Annotated in this window: 13 protein-coding genes; 9 read left to right on the top strand and 4 right to left on the bottom strand. The window is 51.2% G+C overall.

Translation table 11 applies throughout. The features are described 5' to 3' along the window. Positions 1 to 48: 48 nt before the first annotated feature. Both HMPREF1141_RS16170 and HMPREF1141_RS16160 read right to left on the bottom strand, forming a co-directional pair. Positions 49 to 4,842, bottom strand: a complete 4,794-nt coding sequence (locus HMPREF1141_RS16170; protein ID WP_009066589.1) for a hypothetical protein — start codon at positions 4,840 to 4,842, stop codon at positions 49 to 51. A gap of 826 nt (positions 4,843 to 5,668) precedes the next feature. Further along, positions 5,669 to 6,556: a LysR family transcriptional regulator gene (locus HMPREF1141_RS16160; protein WP_009066696.1), complete on the bottom strand. Its 888-nt coding sequence runs from the start codon at positions 6,554 to 6,556 to the stop codon at positions 5,669 to 5,671. A gap of 410 nt (positions 6,557 to 6,966) precedes the next feature. Between HMPREF1141_RS16160 and HMPREF1141_RS16155 the strand changes: the two genes are divergently transcribed. The 3 genes from HMPREF1141_RS16155 (at position 6,967) to HMPREF1141_RS16145 (ending at position 10,753) form a co-directional block, all read left to right on the top strand. Next, complete coding sequence (locus HMPREF1141_RS16155; RefSeq protein WP_009066619.1) at positions 6,967 to 8,403, top strand: aldehyde dehydrogenase family protein; 1,437 nt, start codon at positions 6,967 to 6,969, stop codon at positions 8,401 to 8,403. 351 nt (positions 8,404 to 8,754) lie between these two features. Beyond that, positions 8,755 to 9,564 carry a MoxR family ATPase gene (locus HMPREF1141_RS16150; RefSeq protein ID WP_009066533.1) on the top strand — a complete coding sequence of 270 codons (810 nt, stop codon included), beginning with the start codon at positions 8,755 to 8,757 and terminating at the stop codon, positions 9,562 to 9,564. Positions 9,565 to 9,568: 4 nt separating this feature from the next. Beyond that, positions 9,569 to 10,753, top strand: a complete 1,185-nt coding sequence (locus tag HMPREF1141_RS16145; protein ID WP_009066501.1) for a VWA domain-containing protein — start codon at positions 9,569 to 9,571, stop codon at positions 10,751 to 10,753. A 105-nt stretch (positions 10,754 to 10,858) separates the two neighbouring features. On the opposite strand, the gene aroD is transcribed toward HMPREF1141_RS16145, so the two are convergent. Both aroD and HMPREF1141_RS16135 read right to left on the bottom strand, forming a co-directional pair. Then, positions 10,859 to 11,620, bottom strand: coding sequence for a type I 3-dehydroquinate dehydratase (gene aroD / locus HMPREF1141_RS16140; RefSeq protein WP_035317344.1), 762 nt, complete (start codon positions 11,618 to 11,620; stop codon positions 10,859 to 10,861). A gap of 343 nt (positions 11,621 to 11,963) precedes the next feature. After that, the gene (locus tag HMPREF1141_RS16135) at positions 11,964 to 12,890 is read right to left on the bottom strand and encodes a hydroxymethylglutaryl-CoA lyase (protein WP_009066737.1); all 927 of its coding nucleotides are present in this window, start codon (positions 12,888 to 12,890) and stop codon (positions 11,964 to 11,966) included. Positions 12,891 to 13,371: 481 nt separating this feature from the next. Here HMPREF1141_RS16135 and HMPREF1141_RS16130 point away from each other — a divergent pair, with 481 nt between their 5' ends. The 6 genes from HMPREF1141_RS16130 (at position 13,372) to HMPREF1141_RS16105 (ending at position 20,660) form a co-directional block, all read left to right on the top strand. Beyond that, positions 13,372 to 14,178, top strand: coding sequence for a TIM barrel protein (locus HMPREF1141_RS16130; RefSeq protein ID WP_009066564.1), 807 nt, complete (start codon positions 13,372 to 13,374; stop codon positions 14,176 to 14,178). Positions 14,179 to 14,226: 48 nt separating this feature from the next. Then, positions 14,227 to 15,138 (top strand): shikimate dehydrogenase, encoded by a 912-nt coding sequence (locus tag HMPREF1141_RS16125; protein WP_009066726.1) that lies wholly within the window; start codon positions 14,227 to 14,229, stop codon positions 15,136 to 15,138. Between the two features lie 307 nt (positions 15,139 to 15,445). Further along, positions 15,446 to 16,912: an Nramp family divalent metal transporter gene (locus HMPREF1141_RS16120; protein WP_009066665.1), complete on the top strand. Its 1,467-nt coding sequence runs from the start codon at positions 15,446 to 15,448 to the stop codon at positions 16,910 to 16,912. A 296-nt stretch (positions 16,913 to 17,208) separates the two neighbouring features. Then, complete coding sequence (locus HMPREF1141_RS16115) at positions 17,209 to 18,126, top strand: LysR family transcriptional regulator (protein WP_009066599.1); 918 nt, start codon at positions 17,209 to 17,211, stop codon at positions 18,124 to 18,126. Positions 18,127 to 18,208: 82 nt separating this feature from the next. Next, a complete protein-coding gene (locus tag HMPREF1141_RS16110; protein WP_009066711.1) occupies positions 18,209 to 18,748 on the top strand; it encodes a DJ-1 family glyoxalase III in 540 nt (179 codons plus the stop codon). A gap of 85 nt (positions 18,749 to 18,833) precedes the next feature. Next, a complete protein-coding gene (locus HMPREF1141_RS16105; protein WP_009066518.1) occupies positions 18,834 to 20,660 on the top strand; it encodes a thiamine pyrophosphate-binding protein in 1,827 nt (608 codons plus the stop codon). The last annotated feature ends 87 nt before the right edge of the window (positions 20,661 to 20,747 follow it).

Raw genomic sequence — 20,747 nt, 5'->3', positions numbered from 1 at the left:
ACAAACAGACACGAAAAGCGGAGAACAATCCTCTGCGTGCAGCATGATTTATTGATATTCACGCAGCAGCTGCTCCAGATCGTTTTCCAGATAAACGGAAGCGGACAGGTTGGGGTCGTAGCTCAGACAAGTGCCCTTGTCGGGGCACAGGGGCAGGATGACCGCCTCCGGCAGTCGGGACAGAGTCAAATTGCGGCCATAGAGAATCCGGTATTCCTGCTCTAAAGTAGAGATGACGTCGTGGGCGGCCTCCAGGCAGGTTCGGGACAGCTGGAACACCGCATCCCGACCGCACTCAGACAGATTGGAAGGGGCCGCGTAGGGCAGAATGTGGTTGATGCCCGGCAGCAGGCCGGGAACCGGGAAGCTGGGCCTGCGGATCGTGTTGCCGCCGATGAAGGGATACAAAGTGGATTCTACAAACCACTGCCGCAGTCGGGGCAGGAAGTATACACTGTCGATCGGCCGATCCCAGGAATGCATCAGATCCTTGCCATAGCCCGACAGCACGCCCACCAGCACCATGCGGATGGGAACGCCCTCCTCGCGCAGGATGGGATCCAGCACCCCCATACGAAGGCCGGGGTGCATCAGGTCATCTACCAGAATCACCGGCCGGTTAAAGGATTTGATGGTGCGAATCTGGCAGGGAATGGAGGCGTAATAGGGGAAAGCCTCGATGGTAGTCTCGGTTAGATCGGGAGAAAACACCCTGTCGGTGTGAACGGTTTTGGTCACCGTGTTCGGAACGCTTTTGCCCCGGAGCAGCTTGCCGAAAGGCACACACATATTTTCGCCGAGTGTCCGCGGAGTGGTGGACGTGGAAGGTACGTTGTTGTAGGCGGTGATCTTCTCCAGCAGCCGGTGGTGAATGATGTCGGCAGACAGCGTCAGAACCAAAGAGCCCGGATACAGCCCGGTCAGGGCGCGCTGAAGCTGCTCGTGGCCCCGGCGAATGGAGGACAGCACCCGGGAATTGCGGCACAACGGCTCCTGAATCGTAGTTTCCAGGTTTTGAATGAGCACCGTGGGGGCATGCATATCCACCTCCCGGATCGGGGCGTCTCCCTCTCGCGAGACAAAGCCCTGTCGGGACAGCGCGTCCTCCAAAGAGGGGGGCATGCGGCCGTCGTGGGGGCGGAAAACAGCGTAGACGCACTCCTCCTCCAGCGCCCGGGCAAGCAGCTCACTGAGAAGAAGCTGACCGTAATCCTTGTGCCGTTCAGAGGTATCGGCGCTCAGGGTGGTGATAAAAAGCACGTTGCCGGCGGAACGAAGACGAATCCGGTTGGCCAGCTCGTGGTCCTCCAGTGCGGCGAACAGCTGAGAGGTCGTCAGCAGGCGGTAGCTGACAAAGCCCAGATGCTTCTGGTGTCCGGTGCGGCGCAGCAGCAGGATGCGATCCTGCCGGCGGATGATCGCGGCGCAAACCGCTTCTCCGTCCGGCTGCCCGGCAGTCAGGCTGATCAGAAGGGCTGGGGAAGGGGTATCAATCCACTGAAATTCCAGATCCCCGGCATAGAGGAGGGGTTTGTCTGGCGTGTCTCGAAGATAGAGGCCGTTTTGATAGATAAAGTCCTGAATGACCGGGTCAGTAAAGGTAGAGATGTCCCGGTTGAGATCCACATTTTCCCGGATGCGGGTTGAGCTGATGTCCTCCAGATGGGGAGGCAGCTGCAGCTGGATGACCTTGCCGGTGATGGGCAGGCTGCGGGGCAGCTCGGCTTCCCCTGCCCGGCGGAAGATAATATGGTTCATCTGATGGATGGAATAAGGGGCCGGCTGGGCCCGGTAGGAGGAGGCGTTGAGCACCACGTCGCTCCCCACTACTACATAAACCTGCTGCTTTGGGAACAGCTCCGTCAGCCGCCGCAGGTCGGCGGGATTGGCAATGTTGACCGGAATGTCGTCCGGGAACAGGTGAACATGAAAATCCCCGGCCACTGACAAATTGACGATCTGCCGGCGGATCAGATGGGGCTGGGCCTTTTTAGACCAGGAGAACTCGTCTACCGCCAGATAGACTTCAAACCCCATATCCCGAATGGCGTGGACAATGCCTTTATGAGACAGAGTAAAAGGATCGAAGGTACCGGGGAAAAAAGCAATATTCCGGGGCGTGTCAAAGGAGAAAGGACCATGGTCCAGCCGCCGCACAGCAATAAAGCGGTTGATATGGGCGAGGGCGGCAGCCCGGTAGAAGAAGGTCAGGCTGTTGTGGCCCGGTACCTCCTGCATCAGGAAGAGCAGTTTGCGGTAACACAGGGAAAACAGCCGCCCTTTTTCTTCCATGTTCAGCACGGAAGATTCGAACAGCAGCTTGCCAATGACCAGCAAGGCTTCCTGATGCACTTCTTCCCGGTAATGAGCCAGCCCCTGAAGCAGCAGGCCAAGCAGCTCTTGGCGCCGGGCTTCATAGGCGGACTCCGACTCGGAAAATCGTTCCCGATAGGCGGGATAGTGCTGAAGGAGCACCCCGATGGTGTTCAGCGCACCGGAAACGGCGGAGTTGCTGGGGGAACCCAGCAGCCCCTTCAGCCACAGCACCTGCTCATCCAGTTCTTCCGGGTAGAGGTATAGGGCGGTCTTGCCCAAATATTCAGGGATGTATTTGGAAATTTCGTACTGGCCCATTTCCAGACCCTTGCCCAGTTCTACAACTACCTCGTTGCGTTGATCCCGGCGCAGGATTGGCAGAGTACGCACCAGGGCGGAGCCGGCAGTGTGCCGGACCACCACCCGTTCAGATACCTTTACCAGATTGGAGAAGTGGGTGGCAATATGAAGCGTATGCGTTTTCAGACCGTGTTCCACCTGGTCCCGCAAAAGCTCTACGCCGGCCACCTTGACTACCCAGGGAGTGGCGATTTTCAGATTATCCAAAAAGACCTCGCTGGTGATGTCCATGTGGTACAGGGTGTGCTCGAGGGCGGTGACATCCTCTCCGGCCCGGCGCAGAATCTTGTACTGAAGGAAGATGGTGGTCAGCTGATTCGATTCCAAATTCCGGGCGACCTGAACAATGTGGGCCATCTGTGGGTGGCTGCGGGAAAGGGAACGTTCGGCTTCCCGCAGAAACTCCAGAGCGGCGATGATCAGCCGCAATTCTCCGGAAGCGGCAAAATAGGCGGCAAAATCAATCAGTTTGCTCCGCGTTTCCTCCCCATAATATTGGGGGGGCAGATACCGGATGGCGTCCAGCAGAGTGAAGGCGGTATCGGGGACGATTCCCTCCGGCTTGTCATAGTAGTTCAGCAGGGCGCCTAAAAAGCGAGGCACATCTCCGGGCCGGGCGTAATCGAGCATGGCTCCGACCACCAGCTTTAAAGCGTAGCTGATGTGAGAACGCTCTTGGGGAGTGGTCTTATGGTCCGGAAAAATGATTCGATCCAGATATTGCGCCCACAGGGTGAAGGGGACTTCTTCCGCCGGGTCATTCTGAGCGTCGGCGGGAATCTCTTTGCGGTAAACCAGATAAAAGCGGGCGATCAGCTGGCCGATCAGGCTGCCGGCCTGGCGTCGGATATCGCCCTCGCGGTGAACCAGCAGTTCATACAGAAAAGACAGTGCCTGCGTTTTCTGCCGAACGGACAGATAGGTAAAATATTCCTCAAAAACGTTGAGGTAGGCCCGCAGCTGCTGCCAGCTTTTGGCGGAACGCGCTTCCTCGATGATATTGCCGAACTTTTGCTCGTTGGACAGCATATGCATCAGCCGCACGTTGTGATCCACCGACAAAAGGATCAGGCTGTTCAGCGTCTCCTCCGGGCTCATCAGGGCGGGGTCCTTGTGAGGAGTGGAAGGCTGCGGATGTCCTGTCAGATCGATATCCACTCCAAGGCTGCGCATATAGTCCTCGAAGTCGTGGAGCTTTCCATAGACGAATTCATACCGTCTGCGCTTATTCCGGTCCACATTGTCCAGCTTGGATAATATCACCTGATACGACTCATTCAGCGAGTAAAGAACAATAGCCTCTTTGCCGTCCGCGTCCCGGATTTGCTTGGAGCGAAAATCCGCGTAGATCAAAAGCAGGGATTCCACCGACAGGGACTCCAGCTCCAGATCCCAGGTGGAGTGGTTGGAGGCGATGTGACTGATCCCGTCCATCTTTCGGGCAAGGAGCCATTGGTCGGTATAGTAGTAGTGCAGATAGGGAACCCGCTCGCCGGGGCGGCAGCCGAATTTTCCAAAATCGTGGGTTGCGGCGGCTCCGGAAATCAGGGACAAGTCCACTTCCACCCCCGCTTCCTTCAGTCCGCGGGCGGCGATCATAGCGACGTAGTGGACGCCGGCGATATGGCTTAGGGTTTTATAGGGAGTGACCTCCATCCCAAGGCGCATCAGCTCGTAGAGATATTCCTCCCGCCAGGCATTCATCAGGCGGCGGTATTCTTTGGCATTGCCGCAGCGGCTGTATTCCTCTTCCGACAGGAACTGAAAATCCAGCATTGGGTCGAAAGGGAGGGCGGTACGCTCATAATCCAGAAGAATTTGAAGAATGGTCAGGTAGATACGGGCCCCCTGGGCATATCGGCCGGCTTTTGGCGCAAACCCGTTTTCCGGGAACATCAGACTGCAGATATATTGATAAGAAAAACGGAGCCAGCCTTCCTCTGGTGCGTTGGGGCACAGCTGACTGAGCACCGGGGTGCACAAATCCAGCACCTGGGTGCAGCGGAGCCGTTCCCGAATGGGAAACAGAGCGGTCAGTCCCTCGATCCAGTCAGGATTTTTGAATTGATCCAGGGTGGTTTTTCGGTTAGGAAGCACAGCCAGTCGGAGAGAGGCCAAAGCCTCGGTGATCTCGCGGTTTACCTGACGAATCGGTTTGTCATACATGGAGTGACCCACCTTTCTCTTGCCGTAAGAGAGAATAAAAACATGCGGATGAACTGAAAATACGCGTCCATTGGGGCGCGGCTGCATTTTTTTCATTGTAGCATAGTTCTTGCGGATTGAAAAGGGAGTAAGGATCAATGAAAATAGAGAGCGATCCTGCATTGGAGCGGGCTCGGATACGATTCTGACTGACGCTCCCAAAGAACCGCTTTGTCAGCATTCAGCTGCGCGCCCAACGGAAAGATACTTTACAGAGCCGTTTCCAATTTCTGATTTTAGCGGTAGTTTTTAAATGCCTGTTTGGACTTTGGATTTTCTTGACACAACGTCTTGACAATGTCAGCACAAAATTCCAAAAGAATCTCTCTTAACTTCATCTTGATTCTCCTAATATTTCTGTTAATGAGGAAAGCTTCAAATCAAGTTTTACTGTTCATAGCAACCAATCCATAAAATCGGCTATCTCTTCGTACTGTGCTTTGGGGCTTTCTTATAATGGAAAGCCATTCGCTTATTATTGCAAAGAAGTTGGCAGAAATGAAAAAACATTTCATTGTTTTGCCTCATTAAAAAAGCAAGTCGGACATTTTGTCCGACTTGCTTTTTTAATGAATCATAATCATTTACTGCTGCACCGTAGATAGATTCGAATTTTATACCGCTCAATCCGCCAACGTCAGCCATGGAAGAATGCGCTTCCATGGCTGTTTTTTTATTATCAAAGACGGGTCAGAAAAGCCGCGAGTTATACAGTGCTCTGACATATTGGGCAGACAGGTACAGTTATGACATGAATGTCGGATACTCCCGCTTTCGCTTTTTACTGTCAAGGCGTGGCATAGTGTTCCACTATGTAATTTTTTACCCTCAGAGCAGCAGGCGAAAGGGGACGGTTCTTTGCCCAAGAAAGATATACCGTTCTCACAAAGGCCTGATGATCGTCCATGATAGGGATGACCGACACCTTTTCGTTTTTCATCGCCGGAACCTGTGGAAGCACCGAAATTCCAAATCGCAGCGCCACATATTGAAGTGCCGCATTGCATTCCCGCACTTCGAATACCACGTTTGGAATGATTTCGTGCTGTGCGAAAATCTGATCCATCTGGGCGCGCAGGCTGCTGGATTTTTCGAGCATAACGATGGGCTCCTGAGAAAATTCTTCAAAGGTGACAAAGCTGCGCTCCGCCAGCGGGTGATTGTTGGGTACCGTTAAATAGAGCGGCTGCTTCATGATGGCGATTGACTCGACATTCTCATCCCGGTGCATACAAAAGGCCAAATCCAGCTTTCCATTTTTCAGCTGTGAAAAAATATCAAAGGAAGTAGCCTCGAGGAACTGGAACCGTACCCCGCGATTTTCCTCCTGGCTGTATATTCCCGCCATGATGGAGGGAATCAAAGAGGTCGAGATAGAGTGAAAGTACCCCAGGTTGACCACCTGCAATGCAGAACCCGCCATCTGCTGAAGAACACTGACACTCTCGTCCAACAATGCCAAAATCTTTTCCACATAAGTAAGGAATTGTTCTCCATACGCTGTTAACCGAATTTTCCGGTTTTCTTTGTCAAAGAGCTTCACGCCAAGCTCCTTCTCCAGTTCATTGATCGAGTAGCTCAGGCTGGGCTGAGCGATATGCAGCTCTTTGGCCGCTTTGGTATAGTGAAGTATTTGTGCCAACGCTTTGAAATACTGTAATTGTAACAGTGTCATTTTATAACACTTCCCTTCCGCCACGCTGCAAGACATAGCTCTCAGGCGCTTCGGCTTGCGCTGTAAGGTTATTATAACATGATGAATTCCGGATGCTTTTGCTCCACCAAAAGGATTTCGGCAGATGAGACTTATCATGTTTCAATGTTCTCTCAGGCGCCCGAAGCTTTTGCTTCGGCTTGCGCCGTGAGGTTATTATAACATGGAATGATTCTCAGAGGCCAATCAATAATGTTTTATGTTGTACTTGTTTTGTAATTATCAGACGAATTTGGCAGTTTTAATAGACAGTTTCTATAATTAAGAAAGAAACCTGGTATTGGACAGAAGCCCCAAAGCGACCTACAATAAAATCATAAAACAGCTTTACCCCCCAAAAAAAATAACTGTTTAGTGAGGAGATTGTAATTATGGCGAAAGAAGTTTCTGCAGAGCAAATTCAGATGCTGGATGAAATGGTGGCGCGTGCCCGGGCGGCCGCAGACATCATTGCAACTTATGATCAGGAGCGGGTGGATCGTCTATGTCAGGCTGTGGCCGCCGCTGTGTGCGATATGAAGGTTTGGGCCCCCATCTGCGATGAAGCAGTAGATGAAACCGGCCTGGGCGACAAAGTAACCAAGCGCAATAAGCGCAACAAAATCAAGCTGATTCTTCGTGATTGCCTGCGCAATAAAAGTGTCGGCATCATTGAAGAAATTCCTGAAAAGGGACTGGTCAAGTATGCCAAACCAGTGGGCGTCATCGCCACTCTGGTGCCTACCACCAATCCTTGTTTGACTCCTGCCGGTCAGATTGTTTATGCAATCAAGGCCAGAGACGTATTGATCTGCTCCCCTCATCCCCGCGCGAAAAATGTTACCAATAAATGCATCAATATCATCCGGGAAGCTTTGGTCCGTGAGGGCGCTCCCGCAGATATTATTCAGGGCATTCAGGAGCCCAGTATCTCTCTGACTCAGGAACTGATGAAGCGTTGCGACCTTGTTATCGCCACCGGCGGCCGGCCCATGGTGAAATCCGCTTATTCCTCCGGTGTTCCCGCATTTGGTTCCGGCGCCGGCAACGCCACCGTTATTATCGATGATACCGCCAATACGCCGGAGCGGCAAAGAGAAGCCGCGATGAACACCCGAATCTCCAAAACGTCCGACTTTGGCTCCGGCTGCTCCTGCGACGGCAACCTGCTGATTCATGAGTCCGTCTATGACGGCTTTGTGCAGGCACTTGTGGCGGAGGGCGCCTATCTGGCCAATGAGGAAGAGGCCGAAAAGCTGAAGAATGTGATGTGGGACGAAATCGGTCATCGCCTGCCGAATACCGTTGCGATCAGCCCGCAGAAGCTGGCGGAGATCGCTGGCTTTGAAATTCCCGCAGACCGCAAATTGATTGCTGTCACCGGCGGCGGGAAAGAAGGCGTTGGTAAGGAGCATTTCTTCTCCAGCGAGAAGCTGACCACTCTGCTGACGCTGTTCAAGTATGAGGGTGAGTTCGAAAATGCTCTGGACATGATGCGCGCTGTTTTTGAGGTTGGGGGCAAGGGCCACTCATGCGGCATTTATTCCTGGAACGATGAGCACATTCACCGTCTGGGCATGGCTGCGCCTGTTTCCCGCATTATGGTCCGCCAGCCGAACAACCGCGGAAATTCCGGTTCTTCTACCAATGGAATGCCCCCTACGTCCTCCATGGGCTGCGGTACCTGGGGAGGCAACATCGTTTCAGAGAACATTACTCTCAAACACTACATGAACACAACCTGGGTGGCTCGCCCGCTGCCTGAGGATATGCCCTCCAATCAGGAACTGTTCGGCGATTACTTCAAAGAAGGCATGGATGAGGAATAAATATTTTTAGTTACCGGTTTTTGCATTCTAATCGAATGATATTGCTATTTACCTGATCGAAACCGTCGTAAAACACGGTGAGATCATTTTGAAACGGTAAACTCTCTCCTTTTACTGAAAAATTCGGCGGAGCGGCATTCTGCCTGCCGCTTTCGCCGGGCTTTTCGCCCTTTATTACCATTGCCCTAATCAATTGCTTTGACAATGCTTTGGGTGCACAATGCCGCCACAGAAGGATATGAAGTCCTTCCTGGTGGCATTTTTGTCAATTCAGATCAAACAAAAATTCTTTCTTTTTATTACAAGACTGTATTACGAAGTGGAACAGAATCCACTGGAGAGGAACAGAAAATGAACGAATGGAAGGGAAGCCGGTTTTATGTTGCGTCAGAGGAGCTGATGCAGGCGGTAAACATTGCTGTGGCGCTGGAAAAGCCTTTGCTGATCAAAGGGGAGCCGGGTACCGGCAAGACAAAACTGGCCGAGGCAGTCTCCGACGCTTTGCGTAAGAAGCTGATCCTCTGGAACATCAAATCCACTACCAAAGCTCAGGAGGGGCTGTATGTTTATGATGTCGTCCAGCGCCTTTACGACAGCCAGTTTGGCAGCGAAGGCGTTGACAACATCGAAAAATATGTAAAACTGGGCAAACTGGGTGAGGCTTTTACTGCGAAAAGGCAGGTGGTTCTTCTGATCGACGAAATCGATAAGGCGGATTTGGAATTTCCGAATGATCTGTTATGGGAGCTGGACCGAATGGAATTCCATATTCCCGAAACAGGCCGAACCGTTACGGCAAAGCACCGCCCGGTGGTCATCATCACGTCCAATGCGGAAAAGGAGCTGCCGGACGCTTTCCTGCGCCGCTGTGTGTTTCACTATATCGAATTCCCGGATAAAGAACTGCTGGCCGAAATTATCCGAGTCCATTTCCCGGATTTAAATGATAAACTGCTGTCTCAGGTGTTGGAGGCGTTTTACCGCATCCGGTCTCTTCCTCAGATCAAAAAGAAACCTTCTACCAGCGAAGTGATCGACTGGATTCAGGCTCTGATCCACGGCGGTGTGAATCCTGAGAGGGTCGTGGAAGAAGTGCCCTATCTTGGGGTGCTGCTGAAGAAAAACGAGGATATAGACGCTCTGCGCCTGAATTGGCGGTGAGCCTGTGTTTGAAGAATTTTTGTTTCTTTTGCGGCGCAGCGGCCTGAATGTGTCCCTGACCGAATGGATGTCTTTGATAGAGGCCCTGAACAAAGGCCTGCATGGCTCCAGCTTTACCGGCTTCTACCACCTGTGCCGGGCGCTTCTGGTAAAGAGCGAAGCGGAATTCGACCTTTTTGACCGGATTTTTCTTGCGTATTTTCAGAAGATTCCTTTGGAACAGGAGGTCTCTCAGGAGCTGTTGGATTGGTTGGGCTGCAAGGATATCCCCATGGGTCTGTATGATGAGCAGCAGGCGGAATGGAATGAATCTTTGTCTGATGCAGAGCTGGAAACGATGCTTCGGGAGCGAAGGGGTGAGCAGAGGGAACAGCACAACCGCGGAAGCTACTGGATTGGCACGCACGGAATGTCTGTTTTCGGGAACACGGGTCTGTCGCCCAGGGGAATCCGGGTGGGAGGGGACAAAGGATACCGCAGGGCGATCCGGGTGGCGGGCGAGCGTCGTTTCCGCGATTTCCGGGAAGACAGCACGTTGGATCTCCGCCAGTTTCAGCTGGCCTTAAAACGTCTGCGGCAATACTCCGGCACAGCAAACCTTCCCGCTACCGAGTTTGATGTGGATGACACAATTCAACATACTGCGAAAAATGCGGGACGGCTTACTGTAAAATATCGAAGACCGCGGCAGAATACAATAAAGGTTTTACTGCTGATCGATTCCGGCGGCTCCATGGACTACTACACTCAGTTGATTTCTGCATTGTTTCAGGCCGTAAGCAAAACACATTTTCATGATTTGAAAACTTACTATTTCCATAACTGCATTTATACAAAGCTGTATACCGACCCTACGATCGACCCAAGAAAATCAGTTCCCACGGAATGGCTGCTGTCGAATCTTTCCGGCGACTATAAAACGATTTTTGTGGGGGATGCGCAAATGGCTCCTTATGAACTAAAGGGCAAATATCATGGCAGCCAGGAAGGAAAGCCATCCAGCGGGCTGGACTGGCTTTATTTGTTTCGGGATCGGTACCGGTACGCTGTTTGGTTCAATCCCGGTGAGCGGCCGGATTGGGGAGAATACTGGAGCCAAAGCTACGATATGATCGCGAAACTTTTCCCCATGTTTCCGCTCACCCTTGACGGCTTGGAAGAGGGGATGAAAAAGCTTTTGGCACATTAAAAAAGGCCGCACTTTAAAGTGCCGGCCTTTTCGATTCCTCGCAGAACGGGACCGTGAGTTTTTATTTATCGTTTCATCAATCTCATAATCCGCGTTTTTGCTTCTTTAAAGGACCTTGTGGATATCCTGCAGAATCTGATAGAGTGTTTCCGACTCAATCTGCCCGGGTGCGGATGCTTTTTTCACCGTTCCGAAGGTCAGCGCGGACCCGAATATCTCACCCGTAATACGGCTGACTACCCCCAGTTTTGCCATGGACATTGTAACAAGCGGTTTCTCTGCGTATTTCTGGCGCATGATGGATGTGGCTTCCAATAATCTGATAACATCCGTTTCATTTTGAGGCATAACTGCGATCTTACAGATATCGGCTCCCAGTTCCTGTATCCTTCTCAGCCGATCGACCATTTCTTCCTGCGAAGGCGTTCTGTCAAACTGATGGTTAGACCCAACTACTTTCACACCGGCTGCGTGAGCGCTTTCTATCATTTTTGTTGCAATTGTTTCCTTATCCAATACCTCTACGTCGATCAAGTCCACCCGGCCTGTCGCCGCGGCTGCCTGATTGATTTCCAGATAAGCTTCCGAACTCAGGTCAATTTTGCCGCCTTCTCTTGCGGTGCGCAGAGTAAACAGCAGGGGAATTTGATTCAGAACAGAAGACAGCTGCTCGAGAACATCCTTCATTTTTTCTATGTCCAGTGCACTTTCAAACCAGTCTACGCGCCACTCAACAATATCTACCCGGCTGTTCACGATATCCAATGCATCCGCGAGGATTTCCTCTTTTGTATTGGCCACAATGGGAACACAAATTTTAGGGATTCCATCCCCGATCGTCACATTCTTTACAGTAACTGTACTCATCAATTCCACCTCTTCCTGCCCCGCGAAGCTGCTCAGCAAAAGCACATGATTATGGGAACAGAGCTTTCTTCAATACTTCAGGCGATTTATCGCTTTAAATCGATACATCATATTTTACTTTCATTTTGTTCATTTGTCAATGCCGTCCTGAAGTTTATTCATGATATGAGTACTTTGGCGAAAGCGCTCCGCCAAAAAGGGGAACACAACAGCCGGCTATGCGGGGAGGGGTGGCTTAAATGATGCTGATGATCAAGTGAAGGGGAACAAAAAAACAAGAATGGCGTAGCAACAGCTACGCCATTCTTGTTAAAACTGCGGGGAATAAACAGCTTTTGTGGGCTTAATCGGACTGAGATTGAATCAGATCGCGGGAACGCCCAGCGCGCAGGACATAACTGTCCGTATCATGCCCGAGCAGCTGCTGCAGCCTGCGGGAAAGAGACATCACCTTCACAAGATCGATCCCTGTAGCAATACCGGATTCATCACACATATGGATGACGTCTTCCGTAGAAATATTCCCTGCGGCGCCCGGAACGAAGGGGCAGCCGCCCAGCCCCCCAAAGGAGCTGTCGAACTGGATCATACCGGCTTCCATAGAGGCCAGAATGTTGGCCATGGCAAGCCCGCGGGTATTGTGAAAATGGAGCCACCAGCTCACCTGGGGATATGCTTCCCGCACATGAGCGCACATGTCGTAAACCTGATTCGGAATCGCCATACCAGAGGTGTCCGACAAAGAAATTTCCGTAATTCCTACCTCAAGATAAGCCTTGATAATCGCATCTACGTCCGATAAAGGAACGCGTCCCTCCCACGGGGAGGCAAAGGGCATGGAAATGGAGCCGGAAATTGCGATCCCGTTTTCCTTTGCCGCCTCTACGCAAGAGGCAAAGCCCGCCACACTTTCTTCCGGCAGCATATTCAGGTTTTTCAGATTGTGCTGTCGGCTTGCGGATACATTCAGTTTTACTTTCTTACAGCCGCATGCAGCCGCACGCTGCACGCCCCTGAGATTGGGGATTAACGCCCGCAGCTCCACACCGGGCACATCACCGATTCTCCTGTACAGCTCGTCTGTATCTGCCATTTGCGGCACCGCTTTCGGGTGCATAAAGGAACCGAGCTCAATCACGGTGAAACCGGCGTCAATGAAGCCGCGCAGCAGTTCCAGCTTATCTTCAGTAGAAAGAAGCGTCTTTTCGTTTTGCAGACCGTCCCGTAATCCAACCTCACACAGGGTAATCGAGGAAGGTAAATTCATCATGGACAACTGCCCCCTTTTGTTGTATTTTACATCGCTTTTGTAACAGTCTTAAAAACCCCAAGGGAATGATTTTTCCTTTGCCGGTTTGGCGGATGCTACGTGGAACGGTGTCTTTTCCTATATCTTAAACGAAGACGGACGCAAGAATCCAATACATGTTTTATATCGAATGATAGAAGCGATTAATCGTTTGAAAGCACAATTGGAATGAAAAGGCTTGTACCAGCTCGAAGTGAAACGAAATAGGGAGAAGCAGCAGGTTTTTATCTTGCGTTTTTAGTTGATTGTCACAATTACATCAATTGTAATCAGGTGAAATTGATATAAACAAAATAAATCAAGTGGGTTGAACTATGAAAAATACTAATCGTTAGATAGAAATTGAACATTAGACTTTCTAAGGGATTTAAATATAAAATTTATTACGGATTCAAGAAAAATTAGATATATTACCAACCGTTGATGAAGGAGGTTCATAGTAATGGCTACGCAATTCTCACTGGCCTATCTTACGATTCCTGGCATTGATCCTGTAGAGCAGATCAAGATTGCGAGGGATGCCGGATATGACTATGTCAGTCTGCGAACGATTCCCATGGGGCTTTGTGACGAGCCGCAGGTCTGCCTGGAAAATAATCCGCAATTATTTCACACGATCCGCCAGACGCTGCAGGACTGCCAGATGAAGCTTCTGGATATCGAGCTGGTTCGGATCCGTGAGGATCTGCGGTCCGATTATCGAGGGGCGTTTGAAAAGGGAGCCGAGCTTGGGGCAACTCAGGTGCTTTCCAGTGTCTGGACAAAGGATCGTTCTTTCGCGGTGGATCGCTATGGCACGATTTGTGAACAGGCGGCGCAATACGGGCTGACTGTCAACCTGGAATTCGCGATTCTGTCCGATTTGACCACTTTGCAGGACGCAATCGCGGTACAGGATCAGGTGAAGGCTCCCAATCTGAAAATCCTGATGGATATGATTTATGTTCACTGGTCAAAGGTTACGCCGCAAGAAATACAAGCATTGGACCCGGAACGATTTGGGCTGATTCATCTGTGCGACAGCCCCAAAAATCTGGATGTTTCGCAAATTGTTCAGGTAGTGCGGGAGGGCCGGGCCTACTGCGGAGAGGGGGATGCAGATTTGAAGGGCCTGCTCAAAGTGCTTCCGCCGAATCCGTGCTCGATCGAGCTTCCGAATACCAAGCGTATTTCGGAGCTGGGGCCGGTGGGGCATGCCGCACGCTGCCTGGAAACAGCGAAAGCGTTGTTTGCAGATGTAAGGGTGTAGCAGGCCGCAGTACTTATTCCATTTTTACGACAGAAATGAGGTTACAGGATGATGATTGATATCAACACAAAGATGGTTACTCTGATCGGTACGCCGCTCAAACAGTCCTTTGCCGCACAGATGCAGAATACCGGGTACCAGGCCGCCGGATTAAACATGGTTTATTTCTATACGGAAGCGGATAAGGACCATTTGGGAGACATCGTCAACGGACTGCGGTATATGAATTTTGCGGGTTTTGCAGTCACGAAGCCCAACAAGGTTCGGGTGCTGCGCTATCTGGATGAGCTGGACCCGCTGTGCCAGAAGATGGGAGCCAGCAACACCGTGGTAAAAACCCCTGATGGTAAGCTTGTCGGCTATAACACCGACGGAATCGGCTTTTATACCTCTCTGACACAGGAGGGCGGGATCAAGGTGGATCAATGCGTGTTTTTCTGCTTCGGCGGCGGCGGCGCGGGGCGAGCGATGTGCTCTGTTTTGGCCTATCACGGCGCCAGAAAGATTTATATTACAGATGTCTTTGAACCCTGTGCGAAAGCTCTGGTTGCGGACATCAATGCAAACTTTGCCCCGGTGGCAGAATTTGTTCACCACGGGGATTTCTCAAAGCTGTCCGCCTGCGACGTTGTCATGAATGCCAGCGGGGTGGGAATGGGGGACAGCATTGGCCGCAGTCCTCTGCCAAAGGAATACATACAGCCCAGCCAGTTCTACTTTGACGCATGCTACAATCCCGAAAAAACTCAGTTTTTGCTGGACGCGGAGGAAAAAGGCTGCCGTGTTCTGAACGGATTAGGAATGTCTCTGTATCAGGGTGTGGCGCAGATCGAGCTCTGGAGCGGGCAAAAAGCTCCGGTAGAAGCCATGCGCCGGGAGCTGATGCAGATTGTAGAAGAGCAGAAGGCAGTTTCCGATTTCCATGAATCCTGCAGCGCGGTCCGTGTCTGCAGCAGGTAGGGCTTTTGCACCGGTACTTGCCTCTTCTTTCCGTGCAGAAAACGCCAATGCCCTTTGGTTACCGGAAATCCAGCTTGCGGGGTCCCGGCAAAGATGGTCTCAATAGTTCTCAAACTCTTTGCCATAGCGGTAGAAGCTTTGATTGTTGTTGCGCCAGTAAAACTGGTATGCGTTCGCCATGGAAACTCATCTTTTTCAGGGGGGTATCTTGTTTTGCGGTAGAACGATTACACTAGCGGGGCTGGCGGGTTTTCAACTTTCATTTGCCTAAATTACAGTACGATTAATATGAAAAGGAGTGTTTTCAATGACAGATTCAGCAACGAAATCTGTTGCAATGACAATGCCCGAACCCGATCCCAAATTGAAAGCCGGCAAATTTAAAGATCTTTTACGTTACCTCGGGCCGGGAATTATTGTGGCATCCGCATCGATCGGCAACGGAGAGATTTTCTTTGCCAGCCGTGAAGGTTCGCTGTTCGGCTTTTCTCTTCTCTGGACATTTTTGCTGTGCGCAATTATGAAAGGAAGCGTGGTCTACGCTGGTTCCAAGTTCGCAACGTTAACCGGCGAGCATCCTGCTACCCGTTGGGGACAGATCATTCCGGGCTCTAAAAACTGGGTGGCAATCTTCCTGGGCATCGTGGCGGCCATTGCCATTCCGTCGTCCATCTGCGGTTTCATTAAGGTACTGGGCCAGTGGACCTGCTGGACCTTTGGAATCGACACGGCCTACACCGTGCTATGTGGAACGATCTGGGCCATAGTTGGATTTTTGTTTGTCTTTTTCTCCTACGAAAAGATGGAGAAAGTATCTACCGGCATCGTCCTCATTCTGGTCATTTTTGCATTGCTCGCAATTTTTGTATCAAATCCGGACTGGCTGGCCCTGCTGAGCGGCTTTATTCCCACAATTCCGGCTCAGTACCCTGAATGGGTACAGACGAAAAATCCCGAAGTGCTTTCCGGGCCGATTCTGCTTGAAATCGTCAGTGCTGTTGGTATCCTTGGAGGAGGATGCCAGGATTACCTCGGATACATGGGCACGATGAGCGAAAAGAATTGGGGCATGTACGGAAATGAACATATTGCCGACATTCAGGCGTCTTTGAAGCGCTTGTCCAGCAAAGAGGAAATTCCGCTGCCAAAGGACGAGAATACAGTTTCGAATGCCAAGGGGTGGCTGAAAGCCGTTAAAATCGATAATGTTGCATCCTTCACCGCGGTCTGGCTGGTCGGATCGATCTTCATGATTCTTGGCAACGTCATTCTCGGGACAAACGGATTGCAGGTCGTTCCTTCCAACGACCAGATCATTCAGAATCAGGCCCACTTCTTCTCGGTGATCTCTCCCGGTCTGGTACTGCTGTATAAGATTGCTATTTTCTGCGCTTTCTTCGGTGGAATCGTAGCGCTCAGCACACAGGTTTATCCCGCAACATTCCGTGCATGCTTTTCTCCGGCATTCCCTGCCATTCAAAAGCCGGAAAATAAATTTAAGACTCGTTTATGGGTTGCGGTTTTTTGCATTTTCGGCGGTATCCTGCTGGCGTGGACCAATATTACGTATACCTTCGTTCTCCAGGTCGCAACTGTCATCGGCAGCGTTTTTGGAATCGGTCTCGTAGGGCTTTTACTGCTTTGGACCGAGAAGAAAAGCCTGCCGAAGGAATATCGTTTAAAGCCCGCTTGGTTTACTCTCACGCTTGTGAGCAGCATTATCATGGTTTTACTGGGCGTTATCGCATTTTTACAGCTGTTTAAGATCATCTGACGCACATTCAGGTTCAGGGGAATGTTGTCGGCATCAATATGACAGACAACGTGCAGCCGGGCTGTGCTCCTTCTGCCAGCACCAGCCCGGCCTTTGTTTTTTTTGTACGCTCCGAATCTCAATCGATTCGCACTTAGTATATAGGAATCCGGCTCCGAACGCTTTGGGGAGGAGCGATATTCAGTTCCGGGTTCCGATCTCTATCCTAAAGAATATGGACAGTTTCGACGCCGTGCCCGATAATAGAAAAGAAAACAACGCTGCGGTTCACTCAAAAAACCGGAAGGAGGTGCGTTATGAACCTGAGGCAGTTGTATTATTTTAGAACCATAGCAGAATTAGAGCACTATACTCGGGCGGCGGAAAAGCTTTACGTCAGTCAATCCAATTTAAGCCATGCGATTCAGGAACTGGAGGGAGAGCTGAACGTAAAGCTCTTTTTACGAAAAGGGCGCAGCATCAAGCTGACAAAATATGGTGAGCTGTTTCTGCCTTATGTGCAGAAGACGATTGAAACGCTGGAAAGCGGTATTTCTACTCTCAAAGATTATATCAATCCCAATTCCGGCACGGTCACGATTGCCAGCTTTCCCTCTTTGGCTCAGTTTGTGCCTGATATTATCGTACGTTACGTGTCCGAAACCAACCGGATGAATGTACATTTTCAGCTCGGGCAAGAGAGTTTTTACAACCTGCAGGAAAAGCTTTTAACCGGAAAGGTAGACTTACTTTTGTCTACCAAGATTGAAAATCCACAGGTGGAATGCTTTCATTTGGGAACGCACCAGTTAGTCCTGCTGGTTCCGCAGGGACACCGGTTGGCCCGGCAAAAGAGCGTGGATTTGAAAGAGCTGGATCATGAAAATTTCATCGACTTTGATGAAATGTCACAGCTGCACCATCAAAATAAAGAAATTTTTCAGGAGCTCGGCATCAGTCCCAATATTGTGATGGAAACACCTCAGGACGTGATTGTATATGGTCTGGTGGCGGCGCAGCGGGGGGTGGCGATCATCCCTTATCCATTGGGCGGAGCGCCGTACAACACGAAGATTCTTCCTATTTCAAACAAAATGTTTCAGCGGGATATCTACCTGATGTGGAATAAGAATCGGTACATCCCGCCTGCCGCGGAATACTTTCGTGATTTTCTGATCCGCAGCGGAAAGATGTTTGACCAGTTTCTGGCGCACAACGGCCCAAGCATTATTTGATCGTGGTCTCTATGTGCAGCTGCGCTGCTGCGAAAGCCGATGTTATCAGTTAGAGAAAAGAGTAAAGGGAGACGTTACAGCAATGACTTATGTTTTTTTGGCAAATGGGTTTGAAGAAATGGAAGCGTTGACAACAGTGGATTTGCTTCGGCGCGCTAATGTGCCGGTTCAGACCGTGGGAGTCGGCGGCAGACAGATTATGGGTTCACATCAGATCCCAGTCATTGCAGATATTGAGGAGCATGAGGTTACCCTGGAAGATCTGGAAATGGCGGTTCTGCCGGGCGGCCTTCCGGGCGCGCTGAATCTGGAACAGTCCGAAACCGTAAAAAACACGGTGAAGGGCTGCTTTGAAAGCGGCAGATATGTGGCGGCTATCTGCGCCGCCCCGTCCATTCTTGGACATATGGGGCTGCTTCAGGGAAAGCGCGCCACAGTCAGCGACGGTTTTCAAAGCGAAATCATCGGAGCGGAATATACCGGTGATCTCGTCACTGTGGATGGCCGCATTATCACTGGAAAGGGGCCGATGGCTTCCGTCGATTTTGCGCTGCAGCTGGTAGATTTGCTGGCGGAAAGAGAAACTGCGCAAAAAGTGAGAAGCGCTGTGCAGTGCCGGTGAAAATGCAAAAAGCTGGAAGCCGCTGGCTGTAATAAGGGCCATCTGCTTCAAGCAAAAACACTGTACTATTTAAGGAGGTACCTCTATGAGTAAAAAGCTGGTTTCAGACCTGATCGTCAATTATTTGGAACGCAGGGATGTGGAATATGTTTTCGGCTTATGCGGACATACAGTCATTGGAATGCTGGATGCGTTATCCCGCAGCAAAAAGGTTCAGTATATTTCCAACCGGCATGAGGCGATTGCGTCCACGGCAGCAGACGGCTATGCTCGTATCACCCATAAAGCGTCTGTCGTCATGTGCCATCTGGGCCCCGGCCTGACCAATGTGCTGACCGGCGTTGCAAATGCGGCGTTTGACTCGATCCCCATGGTACTCATTGCCGGTGATGTGCCCAGCTACTATTTTGGAAAGCACCCTCATCAGGAGGTCAACATGCATGGCGACGCCACTCAGTACCGGATCTTGGAACCGGTGGTAAAACGGGCATGGCGGATCGATGATGCAGAGGCTCTGCCTGAAATACTGGACAAAGCCTTCCGGCTGGCGGAATCCGGCCGTCCCGGCCCCGTTCTGATCGATATCCCGATGGATATGTTCTCCCGAGAGATGGACGAGGAGCTCTGGGCACGAACCTATAAGGACAGCCATTTGACCATGCGCCCGGCACTGGACCCCAAGGCTGGCAGAGCCATTGCAGAGAAACTGGTCGAAGCGGAAAACCCGCTGCTTCACGCAGGCGGCGGGATACTTCTGGCCCAGGCCTCTGAAGAATTGGCCGCTTTGGCAGAGCATCTGGATATTCCCGTTTCCCGTACGTTAATGGGACATGGCTGCTTATCCGATTGCCACCCGCTGATGATCGGTCAGACCGGCTTCTGGGGATTGGAGTTTACCCATTCTCTTACTGTCAACGCCGATGTGATTCTGGGCCTGGGTACCCGCTTCGCCGAGGCAGACAGCTCCAGCTGGTATCAGGGCGTTACCTTTGATCCGGATCAAACCGCCTTTTTGCAGATCGACATTGACCCCAGCGAGATTGGCCGCAACTATCCGGTGGAGATCGGGGCGGTCGGTGATCTGAAAATCGGCCTTGCCCAAATTCTCGAAGAGGTGAAAAAAATCTGCCCCGAGGGCAAACGCCGCCCCGCACTGCGCGAAAAAATCGCCGTTGCAAAGGCGGAATTCAAACAGCAGAATGAAGCCATTTCCAACGACAGCCGTTTTCCGATGACTCCCCAGCGCATTTTAAAAGATGTAAAGGCAGTAGTTCCTCAGGATGCCATCATCTTTACTGATGTGGGCTGGAATAAAAACGGTGTGGCCCAACAGTTTGATATTACTGTTCCCGGCACCATTCATCACACCTCCGGTTTGGCAAACATGGGCTTTGGTGCTTCCGCCGTTCTTGGCGGCAAGCTGGCCGCCCCTGACAAGGTTTGCCTGACGCTGACCGGAGACGGCGGATTCGGAGTAAATCCCTCGTGTTTGGCCACCGCTGTCGAAAAAGGGATTAACTGCGTGTGGGTCGTGATGAACAACTCGGCCTTTGGCACGATCGCAGGCTTGGAAAAAGCCAATTACCAGACGAATTTCGGGACCGTATTCCATACTCCCGACGGCAAATCATACAGCCCCTGCTGGGCTGAGGTTGCAAAGGCCTATGGTGTGGAAGCCATTCGGGTAGAATCCACCGAAGCGTTTCAGCCGGCATTGCAGAAGGCGATTGCGGCTCAAAAGCCGTTCCTGGTAGAAGTACCTATGGAAAACATTGTCGTGCCTACGCCCGGATGCTGGAATATTAATGACATATACAGCCCCAACGATCTGGTGAAGGAAGGCAAGCTGGTACGTAAGGAAAACGGCCGGTATGTCGCTCCCAGCCATTCCAAATCTCACAAAACGAATTGATATCACTTCTAATCAAACACAAATGATACTTGATATAAAGCTGCTTTTGGCCGTGACAGCTCTTTGACATTAATAGGGGATTGGAGT

Source organism: Clostridium sp. MSTE9 (assembly GCF_000277625.1).
Lineage (GTDB): Bacteria > Bacillota > Clostridia > Oscillospirales > Acutalibacteraceae > Faecalispora > Faecalispora jeddahensis.
This window is presented reverse-complemented; position numbering and strand designations above follow the sequence as displayed.

Coding starts and splice junctions, on each gene's coding strand:
- HMPREF1141_RS16170 (WP_009066589.1), bottom strand. CDS start 4,842: ATGTATGACAAACCGATTCGTCAGGTAAACCGCGAGATCACCGAGGCT.
- HMPREF1141_RS16160 (WP_009066696.1), bottom strand. CDS start 6,556: ATGACACTGTTACAATTACAGTATTTCAAAGCGTTGGCACAAATACTT.
- HMPREF1141_RS16155 (WP_009066619.1), top strand. CDS start 6,967: ATGGCGAAAGAAGTTTCTGCAGAGCAAATTCAGATGCTGGATGAAATG.
- HMPREF1141_RS16150 (WP_009066533.1), top strand. CDS start 8,755: ATGAACGAATGGAAGGGAAGCCGGTTTTATGTTGCGTCAGAGGAGCTG.
- aroD (WP_035317344.1), bottom strand. CDS start 11,620: ATGAGTACAGTTACTGTAAAGAATGTGACGATCGGGGATGGAATCCCT.
- HMPREF1141_RS16135 (WP_009066737.1), bottom strand. CDS start 12,890: ATGATGAATTTACCTTCCTCGATTACCCTGTGTGAGGTTGGATTACGG.
- HMPREF1141_RS16130 (WP_009066564.1), top strand. CDS start 13,372: ATGGCTACGCAATTCTCACTGGCCTATCTTACGATTCCTGGCATTGAT.
- HMPREF1141_RS16125 (WP_009066726.1), top strand. CDS start 14,227: ATGATGATTGATATCAACACAAAGATGGTTACTCTGATCGGTACGCCG.
- HMPREF1141_RS16120 (WP_009066665.1), top strand. CDS start 15,446: ATGACAGATTCAGCAACGAAATCTGTTGCAATGACAATGCCCGAACCC.
- HMPREF1141_RS16115 (WP_009066599.1), top strand. CDS start 17,209: ATGAACCTGAGGCAGTTGTATTATTTTAGAACCATAGCAGAATTAGAG.
- HMPREF1141_RS16110 (WP_009066711.1), top strand. CDS start 18,209: ATGACTTATGTTTTTTTGGCAAATGGGTTTGAAGAAATGGAAGCGTTG.
- HMPREF1141_RS16105 (WP_009066518.1), top strand. CDS start 18,834: ATGAGTAAAAAGCTGGTTTCAGACCTGATCGTCAATTATTTGGAACGC.